Source organism: Mycoplasma phocimorsus, from assembly GCF_030077875.1.
Lineage (GTDB): Bacteria > Bacillota_I > Bacilli_A > Mycoplasmatales > Metamycoplasmataceae > Mycoplasma_H > Mycoplasma_H phocimorsus.
This window is the reverse complement of sequence record NZ_JASEJT010000007.1, coordinates 76,674-88,921: the sequence shown is the minus strand read 5'-3', so window position 1 is coordinate 88,921 and position 12,248 is coordinate 76,674. Positions and strand designations below refer to the sequence as shown.

At 33.8% G+C, this 12,248-nt stretch carries 7 protein-coding genes, 9 tRNA genes and 2 rRNA genes; 16 read left to right on the top strand and 2 right to left on the bottom strand.

Annotated elements, in window-relative coordinates:
• Positions 1–10: 10 nt before the first annotated feature.
• Positions 11–286 carry a hypothetical protein gene (locus QMA87_RS01695; protein WP_283823722.1) on the top strand — a complete coding sequence of 92 codons (276 nt, stop codon included), beginning with the start codon at positions 11–13 and terminating at the stop codon, positions 284–286.
• Between the two features lie 66 nt (positions 287–352).
• The gene (locus QMA87_RS01690; RefSeq protein ID WP_283833737.1) at positions 353–1,618 is read left to right on the top strand and encodes a DNA recombination protein RmuC; all 1,266 of its coding nucleotides are present in this window, start codon (positions 353–355) and stop codon (positions 1,616–1,618) included.
• A 30-nt stretch (positions 1,619–1,648) separates the two neighbouring features.
• Here the strand turns inward: QMA87_RS01690 and QMA87_RS01685 are convergent, their stop codons facing one another.
• Positions 1,649–2,482, bottom strand: coding sequence for a methionyl-tRNA formyltransferase (locus QMA87_RS01685; protein ID WP_283833736.1), 834 nt, complete (start codon positions 2,480–2,482; stop codon positions 1,649–1,651).
• A 138-nt stretch (positions 2,483–2,620) separates the two neighbouring features.
• On the opposite strand from QMA87_RS01685, the gene QMA87_RS01680 reads away from it, so the two are divergent.
• From QMA87_RS01680 to hpt, 9 genes are all read left to right on the top strand, one after another.
• Positions 2,621–2,697, top strand: a tRNA-Pro gene (locus QMA87_RS01680).
• A 3-nt stretch (positions 2,698–2,700) separates the two neighbouring features.
• Positions 2,701–2,777, top strand: a tRNA-Ala gene (locus QMA87_RS01675).
• Between the two features lie 3 nt (positions 2,778–2,780).
• Positions 2,781–2,857: transfer RNA gene (locus QMA87_RS01670), tRNA-Met, on the top strand.
• Between the two features lie 17 nt (positions 2,858–2,874).
• Positions 2,875–2,951: transfer RNA gene (locus QMA87_RS01665), tRNA-Ile, on the top strand.
• A 1-nt stretch (position 2,952) separates the two neighbouring features.
• Positions 2,953–3,045 (top strand) — tRNA-Ser (locus QMA87_RS01660).
• A gap of 52 nt (positions 3,046–3,097) precedes the next feature.
• Positions 3,098–3,174, top strand: a tRNA-Met gene (locus QMA87_RS01655).
• 2 nt (positions 3,175–3,176) lie between these two features.
• Positions 3,177–3,252: transfer RNA gene (locus tag QMA87_RS01650), tRNA-Asp, on the top strand.
• 1 nt (position 3,253) lies between these two features.
• Positions 3,254–3,329: transfer RNA gene (locus QMA87_RS01645), tRNA-Phe, on the top strand.
• Positions 3,330–3,417: 88 nt separating this feature from the next.
• Positions 3,418–3,963: a hypoxanthine phosphoribosyltransferase gene (hpt, locus tag QMA87_RS01640; RefSeq protein WP_283823725.1), complete on the top strand. Its 546-nt coding sequence runs from the start codon at positions 3,418–3,420 to the stop codon at positions 3,961–3,963.
• 20 nt (positions 3,964–3,983) lie between these two features.
• On the opposite strand, the gene mutM is transcribed toward hpt, so the two are convergent.
• Positions 3,984–4,799, bottom strand: a complete 816-nt coding sequence (gene mutM, locus QMA87_RS01635; protein ID WP_283833735.1) for a DNA-formamidopyrimidine glycosylase — start codon at positions 4,797–4,799, stop codon at positions 3,984–3,986.
• A 100-nt stretch (positions 4,800–4,899) separates the two neighbouring features.
• Here mutM and QMA87_RS01630 point away from each other — a divergent pair.
• From QMA87_RS01630 to QMA87_RS01610, 5 genes are all read left to right on the top strand, one after another.
• Positions 4,900–4,975, top strand: a tRNA-Trp gene (locus QMA87_RS01630).
• A gap of 86 nt (positions 4,976–5,061) precedes the next feature.
• Entirely contained in the window at positions 5,062–6,027 is a 966-nt protein-coding gene (gene recA / locus QMA87_RS01625; RefSeq protein ID WP_283830259.1) for a recombinase RecA, read from the top strand.
• Positions 6,028–6,063: 36 nt separating this feature from the next.
• A complete protein-coding gene (locus QMA87_RS01620; protein WP_283833734.1) occupies positions 6,064–6,873 on the top strand; it encodes a TIGR00282 family metallophosphoesterase in 810 nt (269 codons plus the stop codon).
• 310 nt (positions 6,874–7,183) lie between these two features.
• Positions 7,184–8,714: ribosomal RNA gene (locus tag QMA87_RS01615) — 16S ribosomal RNA — on the top strand.
• A gap of 327 nt (positions 8,715–9,041) precedes the next feature.
• Positions 9,042–11,940 (top strand): 23S ribosomal RNA (locus QMA87_RS01610).
• The 16S and 23S rRNA genes sit together here, the layout of an rRNA operon.
• The last annotated feature ends 308 nt before the right edge of the window (positions 11,941–12,248 follow it).

The following is a 12,248-nucleotide window of genomic DNA, read 5'->3' as shown; positions in this document are numbered from 1 at the left end:
GAGGCACAAGATGTTTTTTGATGAAGAAAAAAATATAGAACAAGGTAACGAATTTGAAGCAGAAATAGTTTCTGAGCCTAAAGCAGGATTTTGTCCAGTAGACTTTGAAAATAATGTTTCAGTTAAAGTACCAAGAAAACCTACATATGAAGATTTTGTATCTTTAAATTCAAAAAATATTAAGAAAAAACTTGATCGTTTCTTTTTAATTTCAATTGGATTATTAGGCGTTTCTATTTTAATCATAATAATTCTTATAATATTAGGCAATAACAAAATAATTTAAAAATAATCAGAACAAGGAAAATTCTACTTGTTCTGATTTGTTTTAAAACAAAGAGGAAAAGGATTTATGAATAATATTTATTGACTTCTAGCATTTTTAATAGCTTTAAGTTTTTTGATAATAATATTAAATATTGTTTTTTATTTTCAAAAAAAAGATAAAAATAAAAAAGCGCAAGAGTTTAAAGAAAAAATGCATGAAAATTTTTCATCTATTTTAACTTTATTGAATTTAAATTATGATTCAATAAATAAGTTGTCAGAAGCTCTAATAGAAAAAATTAATAATTTTAATCAAAATATTATTGAATTGATCAATAATAAAATGATTGATTTAATTAAAGAAATTAATAATGGAATTAAAGAAATTCAACAAGAGACAAAAACAACTCTTAATGATTTGGAAAAGAATAACAATCTACAATTAGCAAAAATTAAAGAAGAAATGGATGCACATTTTGAATCTAAATTGTCAAAACAACTTCAAGAGCATTTTACTTCAATTAATCAAAGTATGAATGATTTAACGAATAATCTTCAAAAAGTTGAAACTGTTGATAAATCACTAGAAAAATTAAATAGAACATTTAATGATCCAAAAGTGAGAGGGATTTTTGGTGAAATATCATTACAAAAAATACTTACTAATAATTTAAGCAATGAAAATGTTTTATGAAAATCACAAGTTAATCTTTCAAAATTAAAAAATGAGCATGAAGTAGAAATCAAGAATGAGATTGTAGATTTTGTTGTTGAAGTTATTAGCAAGAAAAACGAAAAACAATTTTTACCAATTGATTCAAAATTTCCAATCGAAGCTTACAATAAAATTTTTGAAGCTAACTCAAAAGAAGAATTAAAAAAACTTAAAAAACAATTTAAAACTGCAATTAAATCACAAGCTGAATCAATATCTAAAAAATATTTGAAGCAAGGCATTACTACCGATTATGCAATTATGTTTTTACCTAGTGATTCAATTTATGCACAAGCTGTTGAAGATGGCGAATTTAATTTTGAATTACAAAACAAATATAAAGTGTTTTTAGCTGGCCCTTCAACAATTACTTTTTTTATTAATCACATTTTATTACAATGAAAGAATTTTGAAACTAACAAGCATATTGGAAATATTCAAGAGCTGCTTGATAATATTCAAAAGAAATTTGCTAATATTAAAAAATATTTAGATAATTCAAAAAACAAAGCACAAAAAATAATCGATGATTTAACAACTGCAAATAATTTAACAGATACAATTACTAAAATATCAAACAAAATTAACCCAAGTGTTACAAAAGCATTAACTGTTATAGAAAAAGAAGAAGAATAAAAATATCAAGGAAACCTTGACATTTTTTATTTATAATTTAATTCTTTTTTTAGATTCAAATTGATAATCAGTTGCATATAGATTGCCATTGGCACATGGAATGACTGGCGCATTCTTAATAATTTCTTTTTTAGCCATAAATACTTTCACTCTTTTTCCATTATTAAAATAAAAAGCTCCAGGATTATCGGCATAAGCTCTAATTTTATTTAAATTTGTTTGTATATCATCGCATTGACTTAATTCACCATTTTCTTTTTGTAATTTTTTTGTTAATGTAATAAGTGTTTCATCTTGTTTAGTAATAACAATATCATTTTTGTAAAGCTTATTTAGTCATTCAACAATATTTTCTTTAGCTAAATTTGCTAATTTTACAAATAACTTACTTGTTGTATCTTCTTCTTGAATTTTTAATTTAGCTTCAAAAATAATATCACCAGCATCCATATCTTTAGTCATATAAATCAAATTTATACCAGCATATTCATCATTATTTAATAAAGTATATTGAACCGGACTTGCCCCCCTATATTTAGGAAGTAAAGAGCCGTGAATATTTACTGATGCTATTTTAGGTAATTCAAGTACTTTTTCTGGAATATATTGACCAAAAGCAAAGGTTAACATAATATCATAATCCAATTCTTTCAGCTCTTCATATATTTCGCCTATTTTATTAGGTTTAAATAATTTAATTCCCTTTTCTTTTGCTCAAGTTGCAACTGCGCTTTCATTCAATTTTTGTCCTCTATTTGAGGGTGTATCAGGTTGTGTTATAATAGCAATAACATTAATATTATTATTAATTTCTTCAAAAACAGGAACAGCAAAGCTTGGTGTACCACACAAAACGACCTTCATATTTCTCCTTTTTATTTTTACAAAAATATATTTTTAAAAAATAATTTTATATATAATAATAATAGTCAAGTTGAGAAAAAAATAAAAAAAGTTTTAAACAATTTTTATTTTATAGTATAATAAATTAGCAAATAATGCGGAGAAGTAGCTCAGCTTGGCAGAGCGCTACGTTTGGGACGTAGTGGTCGCAGGTTCAAATCCTGTCTTCTTCACCATTTGGGGGGGTAGCTCACCTGGCTAGAGCGCCTGCCTTGCACGCAGGAGGTAGAGGGTTCGACTCCCTTCCTCTCCACCATATGGCACTGTAGCTCAGTTGGTTAGAGCGTCCGGTTCATATCCGGAAGGTCAAGAGTTCGAGCCTCTTCAGTGCTACCATACGGAAATACACAGTAGGACCTATAGCTCAATTGGTTAGAGCACCCGGCTCATAACCGGTAGGTTGCAGGTTCAAGTCCTGCTGGGTCCACCAAGGGCAATTACCCAAGTCCGGCTGAAGGGATCAGTCTTGAAAACTGACAGGGGCTTCACGGCCCGCGGGGGTTCGAATCCCTCATTGCCCGCCATATACCTGTTTTGCAGGTACTAAATTAAAATTAAATATATATAAAATCATATCGCGGAGTGGAGCAGGTTGGAAGCTCGTCGGGCTCATAACCCGAAGGTCATAGGTTCAAGTCCTATCTCCGCAACCAATGGTCCAGTGGTAAAGTGGTTAATACGCCTCCCTGTCACGGAGGAGATCGCGGGTTCGATCCCCGTCTGGACCGCCATGGCTCTGTAGCTCAGTAGGTAGAGCAACGGATTGAAGCTCCGTGTGTCGCTGGTTCGATTCCTGCCGGAGCCACCATATGATTAAAATCACCTGATAGTTTCAGGTTTTTTTATTATCTTCTTTATTTTTGTTATACAATACTGTAAATAAAAAGGGGAAAGATATGGAAAAACACAATGAAGTAGATAAGATTTTATTTTCGCAAGAACAACTAGAAGCTCGTATTAGTGAGCTTTCTACTTGAGTTAATGAAACCTATAAAAATGAAAAAGAACCACTAATTATGGTAGGTCTTTTAAAAGGGGCATTACCTTTTATGATGCAATTAATAAAAGGAGTTGAAGTTGAGTGCATTTTAGACTTCATGATTGTTTCATCTTATGGAGATAATTTTCAGTCAACAAATAATGTGAAAATTGTTCTTGACTTGGACAGAGATATTACAGATAAAAATATTTTAATTGTAGAAGAAATTATAGATACTGGACAAACACTTGATAAAGTTAAAAAACTTCTTTTAGCAAGAAAACCAAAAAGTTTAAAAATTATTACATTACTTGAAAAGAAAATACATAGAAAAACTGATGTTTTTCCAGATATATATGGTTTTGAAATAGGTGATGAATTTGTTATTGGCTTTGGTTTAGATTTAAAAGATCGTTTAAGAAATCTTCCTTATATTGGGACATATAACCTAAAAAAACAGTAGCCTAAAAAACTACTGTTTTCCTACTTTTGACAATAAGAGCAATAATATGTCCCTCTTCCATTAACTTTTATTTTAATTATTAAGTTATCGCATCTAAGACATTTTTTCCCTTCTTTATTATGAACTTTTAAAAAGTTTTGATATGAACCCTCTTGAAAATTTAATGACTGATAACTTGAAATTGTAGATCCACCCAAAATAGTTGATTCATCCATAATTCTGGTTGAATTATCAAGAATATTTTTTAATTCTTCCTTAGATATATTTTTTGCTTTTCTATTAGGATTTATTTTTGATGCCCATAATGCTTCATTTACATAAATATTTCCTAAACCAACTACTAAACTTTGGTCTAGTAAAGCGGTTTTAATAGCAATATTCTTTTTAAGTAGCTTAAAATGCAACTCATTTAAATTTGTTTCAGCAGGAATTTTTGCTAATTTTGATAGAGGTAATATTTTATTATAATTATCGATATTTCTTAAATGAAAAGTTCCGAACATTCTTGAATCAGAATAACATAAAGATTCATCATTGTCAAGTTTGAAAACTAAATATGTATGTTTTGGAAAATTTCCCTTTTTAATAGTAGCATATTTTCCTTCCATTCTTAAGTGTGATAAAATAATATTATTATTAGAAAGAAAAAATAAAAGAAATTTTCCTCTATTAGTTATATCAATTATTTTTTGATTGATTATTGCTTTTTTAAAAGTGAATGAATCAATTTCCTTAATAAATTTAGTGTTTATAATATCAATATCAATAATAGTTTTATTTAAAATTGCATTTTTTAAACTTTTGGCAACAACACGCACTTCCGGTAATTCAGGCATAAAACTCCTTTTTAATAATTATAAACTAAATATTTTTTTAAATAATGCTGTTTTTTTATTATTGAATTTTGAAAATAATTTATAATAATATTTGGCTATTAGGAGTATAGTTCAATCGGTAGAACAACGGGCTTCAACCCCGTGTGTTGTGGGTTCGAGTCCTGCTACTCCTGCCATTTTTTATATTTTTACAAAAATTCCTAATTTTTTCCTTTTTTGAGAATTTATTAAGACTCTTTGTTATTGCGAATGAGGTAAACATATGGAACAAAAAAATAAATTAAAAGAGCTCATTAAAGAGATCGAAAAAAAATACGGAAAAGAGACATTATTAATGCTAGGTGAAAAACCCTCTTTAGAAGTAGAAACATTTTCAACAGGTTCATTACTCCTTAATAATGCTTTAGGAATAAATGGATGACCCAAAGGAAGAATCATTGAAATTTTTGGACCAGAATCTTCTGGTAAAACAACAATGAGCTTACATGCTATAGCTGAAGTTCAAAAACGTGGTGGAACAGCAGTTTTTATTGATGTAGAGCACTCTATTGACCCGAATTATGCTAAAAATTTAGGAGTTGATATTGATAAATTATTATTATCACAACCAGATAGCGGAGAAAAAGCTTTAGAAATTGTTGATATTTTAGCTAGAAGTGGTCATATTGATCTTATTGTAATAGATTCAGTAGCAGCTTTAGTACCTGAAGTAGAATTGAATGGAGAGATGAAAGATCAAACTATTGGTTCACAAGCAAGATTAATGTCAAAAGCATTAAGAAAAATAACAGCAACTTTATCAAAAAATAATACTTCGATTATTTTTATAAATCAAGTAAGAGAAAAAATTGGTGTGATATTTGGAAACCCTGAAACTACACCTGGAGGAAGGGCATTAAAATTTTATGCTTCAATTCGAGTAGAAGTAAGAAAACTATCGCAGATTACGGAAAACAAAGAAACACTTGGCAATGGTATTAAAATGAAAGTGGTAAAAAATAAACTAGCCCCACCATTTAAAACTGTTGAATCTGAAATTATTTATTCAAAAGGAATAAATATAATAGGAGAAATTATTCAATTAGCTATAGAAAAAGGAGTAATAGAGCGCAAAGGGACATGATACTCTTACAATAATGAAAATATTGCTCAAGGAATTTCAAATTTAACAACCCTTCTTAAAGAAAATGAAGATTTATATAATGAAATTTTGAAACAATTGAATTAAATTATTTTAATTAATATATATAATTATTAATGAAACATGAAAAAACAAGAAAACAAAAAGTTAAAAATTTTATTTTTAGGTGATATTTTTGGAGAACCAGGCATCAAAATAGTAGAAAAAGAGTTACCGAGCATCATTGCTCAACATAAAATAGATTTTGTTATTGCTCAAGCTGAAAATGTTAGTGGAAGAAAAGGATTTATTCCTTCTGATTATAATCGTTTAAAATTAGCAGGAGTTAATGTTTTTACATTAGGCAACCATGTATGAGCAAATGAAGATATTCATGAAATTATTGAAAATGAAGATGTAATTAGGCCAGCTAATATATCAAGTCACTATCCAGGCAAAGGGACAAATATTTTTTATATTAATAATATTAGTATTAGAATAACATCTTTAATGGGTATTACTTTTAATAAATTAAATCGGCCTTGAAATGAAGAATATGCGGATAATTTTTTTGATAAAATTGATGAAATTCTTCTTGAAGAAAAAACAGATTTTCATTTTATAGATTTTCATGGTGAAACTACAAGTGAAAAGCATGTAATAGTTTTATATTTAGATGGAAAAATTAATGGACTAGCAGGAACTCATACTCATGTACAAACTAATGATGATCAAATATTGCCAAATGGCACTTTATATATATCAGATGCTGGAATGTGTGGCCCAATACAAAGTGCTATTGGTGTAAGTTTTGAAAGTGTTTATTTAAAAATGAGATATAATGAAAATTCTCGTTTTAGTGTAAGCAATAATAAATGCCAAATTAATGGTGTTGTAATGGAATTTAATACTGATTTATTACAACAATCTATATATAAAATAAAACAAATTTAATAGAATAAGTTTTATAAAGTTATCATTATTTGATGATAATTTTTTATTTTTGATTATATTTAAATATTTTTTGCATATTTATTTTTTTATTAAACAACAAAAAAATTTTTATTTTTTTTGTACATTTTATATTTTTATGTATAATGCATATACTTAATATTAATATAAGAAAAAGTCATCAGAAAAAAATAAAAAAATAATTTTGATTTTTAAATATTTATATATAATATTAGTACATTGATTTGTTAGTAAAATATTATATCAATGTAGTAGTTCTTTGAAAACTAGATATGAAATCATAACAGTCAATTTTTTTGAGAGTTTGATCCTGGCTCAGGATGAACGCTGGCTGTGTGCCTAATACATGCATGTCGAGCGGAGTTTTAAAAGCTTGCTTTTAGAGCTTAGCGGCGAATGGGTGAGTAACACGTACTTAACATACCTTTTAGATTGGGATAACAACTGGAAACAGTTGCTAATACCGAATGTTTATTTTTTTCGCATGAAAAAAATATGAAAGGGGCGATTGCCCTACTAAAAGATTGGGGTGCGGAATATTAGTTAGTTGGTGAGGTAATGGCTCACCAAGACGATGATATTTAGCCGGGTTGAGAGACTGACCGGCCACACTGGGACTGAGATACGGCCCAGACTCCTACGGGAGGCAGCAGTAGGGAATTTTCCACAATGAGCGAAAGCTTGATGGAGCGACACAGCGTGCACGATGACGCCCTTCGGGGTGTAAAGTGCTGTTATAAGGGAAGAAAAAACTAATTAGGAAATGAATTAGTCTTGACGGTACCTTGTCAGAAAGTGACGGCTAACTATGTGCCAGCAGCCGCGGTAATACATAGGTCACAAGCGTTATCCGAAATTATTGGGCGTAAAGCGTCTGTAGGTTGTTTATTAAGTCTGACGTTAAATCTTGGGGCTCAACCCCATTCCGCGTTAGATACTGGTAAGCTAGAGTTATATAGAGGTTAGTGGAATTCAATGTGAAGCGGTGGAATGCGTAGATATATTGAAGAACACCAATGGCGAAGGCAGCTAACTGGATATCAACTGACACTGAGAGACGAAAGCGTGGGGAGCAAACAGGATTAGATACCCTGGTAGTCCACGCCGTAAACGATGATCATTAACTGGCGGAGATATTCGCTGGTACAGCTAACGCATTAAATGATCCGCCTGAGTAGTATGCTCGCAAGAGTGAAACTTAAAGGAATTGACGGGGATCCGCACAAGCGGTGGAGCATGTGGTTTAATTTGAAGATACGCGTAGAACCTTACCCACACTTGACATCTTCTGCAATGCTATAGAGATATAGCGGAGGTTAACAGAATGACAGGTGGTGCATGGTTGTCGTCAGCTCGTGTCGTGAGATGTTTGGTTAAGTCCTGCAACGAGCGCAACCCCTATTATTATTTACCATCATTAAGTTGGGGACTATAATGAGACTGCCCGAGTAATCGGGAGGAAGGTGGGGATGACGTCAAATCATCATGCCTCTTACGTGTGGGGCAACACACGTGCTACAATGGACGATACAAAGAGAAGCAACCCGGTAACGGCAAGCAAACCTCAAAAAATCGTTCTCAGTTCGGATTGAGGTCTGCAACTCGACCTCATGAAGTCGGAATCGCTAGTAATCGTAGATCAGCTACGCTACGGTGAATACGTTCTCGGATCTTGTACACACCGCCCGTCACACCATGGGAGCTGGAAATGCCCGAAGCCGGTTTGCTAACTTCGGAGGCAACTGTCTAAGGCAGGTCTGGTGACTGGGGTGAAGTCGTAACAAGGTATCCCTACGAGAACGTGGGGATGGATCACCTCCTTTCTACGGAGAGTACAATCTTTTTACTTGGCAATTTACCAAAATCTTTAATACACTTTAAGTATTAAAGTCTGTTATGTTAATGGTGCCAACATTTATTCATATCTAGTTTTGAGAGTTCTACTCTCTAAAAAAGTAGTTCTTTGAAAACTGAATGCATTAATATGAAAAGACATCAAATTAAAAATTAGTTTTTATAGTTTTATAAAAAATAATTTTACTGAGTTAAATTTAAATAGATGATTATTTAAATGTCTTAAAATACTTAATAAAAACAAAACAACAATAGGAAAATACTATACTTAATCAACTTGAAATAAGTAAGAGTAATATTAAATAAGTAAGAGTTTGTGGTGGATGCCTTGGGTCTAGAAGTCGAAGAAGGACGTGATAACCTGCGATAAGCCTCGTTTAGCTGGAAATATGCTTTGAAACGGGGATTTCCGAATGGGGAAACCTAATTAGATTAATCTCTAATTGACTATTAGTAAATACATAGCTAATAGTACGAAATACCTTGTGAATTGAAACATCTTAGTAGCAAGAGGAAAAGAAAATAAATAATGATTCCATTAGTAGCGGCGAGCGAAAGTGGAAAAGCCCAAACCGTCATTTTGACGGGGTTGTAGGACATTCTAAATAGAGTTACAAAAATTACATATAGCAGAATGCTTTGGAAAAAGCAAGCAAAGAGGGTGATACTCCCGTAAGCGAAATGTGTAATTCTCTTGAATGAATCCTGAGTAGGGCGGGGCACGTGAAACCCTGTCTGAATCTGCCGGGACCACCCGGTAAGGCTAAATACTAACTAGACACCGATAGCGAAATAGTACCGTGAGGGAAAGGTGAAAAGAACCCTGAAAAGGGAGTGAAATAGATTCTGAAACCACTTACTTACAATTAGTCAGAGCCCGTTAATGGGTGATGGCGTACATCTTGCAGTATGGACCGGCGAGTTATGTTAACATGCAAGGCTAAGTAGAAAAAAGCGGAGCCGAAGAGAAATCGAGTCTTAATAGGGCGTTTAGTATGTTGATATATACCCGAAACCAGGTGATCTATTCATGAGCAGGCTGAAGCTGTGGTAAAACATAGTGGAGGGCCGAACCGTAGTACGCTAAAAAGTGCCCGGATGACTTGTGAATAGCGGTGAAATTCCAATCGAACCTGGAGATAGCTGGTTCTCCTCGAAATAGCTTTAGGGCTAGCGTGTGACGTTAAGTATTGGTGGTAAAGCACTGAATGTGGAATGGCGGCGCCTAGCTGTACTGACTACAATCAAACTCTGAATACCAATATGTATTGTCATGCAGTCGGAACATCGGTGATAACGTCGATGCTCGCGAGGGAAACAACCCAGATCGCCGGCTAAGGTCCCAAATTCGTGTTAAGTCAGAAAGGTTGTGGGGTTTCATAAACAACTAGGATGTTGGCTTAGAAGCAGCCATCATTTAAAGAGTGCGTAATAGCTCACTAGTCAAGAGACCCTGCGCCGATAATGTAACGGGAGTAAACACGAAACCGAAGCCGCGGGCAAAATTAAATTGCGTTAGAGGAGCGTTCTAAGGGCGTTGAAGTCAGACCGTAAGGACTGGTGGAGCGCTTAGAAGTGAGAATGCCGGTATGAGTAACGATTGGGAGTGAGAATCTCCCACGCCTATTGGGGAAGGTTTCCTGGGCAAGGTTCGTCCACCCAGGGTTAGTCAGGACCTAAGGCGAGGCCGACAGGCGTAGTCGATGGACAACAGGTTAATATTCCTGTACTTGCTATTATTAGTGATGGAGTGACGGAGAAGGATAGTTTTACCGGTTATTGGATTCCGGGGTAAGTAATTAGTGGTCAGTGTAGGCAAATCCGCACTGTTTAACCGTGAGTTATTATGCATAGGGAAAGCGTAAGTTAGTACCAAATTAAATGATTTCATACTTCCAAGAAAAGCTTCTAAACGTTATAAAATAATGGTGACCTGTACCGAGAACGGACACACGTCCCCAAGATGAGTATTCTAAGGCGAGCGAGAAAACTAGTGTTAAGGAACTCTGCAAATTAACCCCGTAAGTTCGCGAGAAGGGGGGCCTATTTAAAATAGGCCACAGTAAATTGTGAGGGGCAACTGTTTATCAAAAACACAACTCTCTGCTAAAGCGCAAGCTGAAGTATAGGGGGTGAAGCCTGCCCAGTGCCCGAAGGTTAAGCGGACTTGTTAGCAATTGCGAAGCAAGAAAGTGAAGCCCGGGTGAACGGCGGCCGTAACTATAACGGTCCTAAGGTAGCGAAATTCCTTGTCGGCTAAATACTGACCTGCACGAAAGGCGCAATGATCTCTCAACTGTCTCAACACTAGACTCGGTGAAATTATGGTGCCAGTGAAAACGCTGGCTACCCGCATCAAGACGAAAAGACCCCGTGGAGCTTTACTACAACTTCGTATTGAAATTTGGTTTAATATGCGTAGGATAGGTGGGAGACTATGAAGAGTAGACGCCAGTTTACTTGGAGTCATCCTTGAAATACCACCCTTATTAAATTGAATTTCTAACTTGCAACCATTATCTGGTTGGAGGACAGTGCGTGGTGGGTAGTTTGACTGGGGCGGTCGCCTCCTAAAAGGTAACGGAGGCGTTCAAAGTTACACTCAATACGGTCAGAAACCGTATGTAGAGCGCAAAGGTAAAAGTGTGATTGACTGCGAGACCCACAAGTCGAGCAGGTGCGAAAGCAGGACTTAGTGATCCGGCGGTACTTCGTGGAAAGGCCGTCGCTCAACGGATAAAAGCTACCCCGGGGATAACAGGCTTATCTTCCCCAAGAGATCACATCGACGGGAAGGTTTGGCACCTCGATGTCGGCTCATCGCATCCTGGAGGTGAAGTCGCTTCCAAGGGTTGGGCTGTTCGCCCATTAAAGCGGTACGCGAGCTGGGTTCAGAACGTCGTGAGACAGTTCGGTCCCTATCTGATGTGGGCGTTTGGAATATTGATGAGAGCTGCTCTTAGTACGAGAGGACCGGAGTGGACGTACCACTGGTGTGCCAGTTGTTTCGCCAGAAGCACAGCTGGGTAGCTAAGTACGGAAAGGATAACCGCTGAAAGCATCTAAGCGGGAAGCCTCCTCAAAGATGAATATTCCCTTGAGATACCTTGTAGACTACGAGGTTGATAGGATGGAGGTGTAAGTGTAGTAATACATTTAGCTGACCATTACTAATTTATCGATAGATTTAATATATTTAAGTTTTTTGAGATATTTAAATGACCATTTATTAATAAATTAATGCATTCAGTTTTTAAAGAATTATTAACACCTATAGGGTGTTTTTTTAAATTTTAAAGCAATTTAAAAATACTAATAAAATATTTTATTATACATCATATGGTAATAATATTTATAGTTTTTTGTATTATAGTAATGTAAAAAAATAGCACAAAAATAACATTAAAAAATTTATATTTTTTTTATATTTATTTAAAATTATAACATATAATATAACTACTTAATATTTAATAATATATGTAATAACGTTAATTTATTTAAAA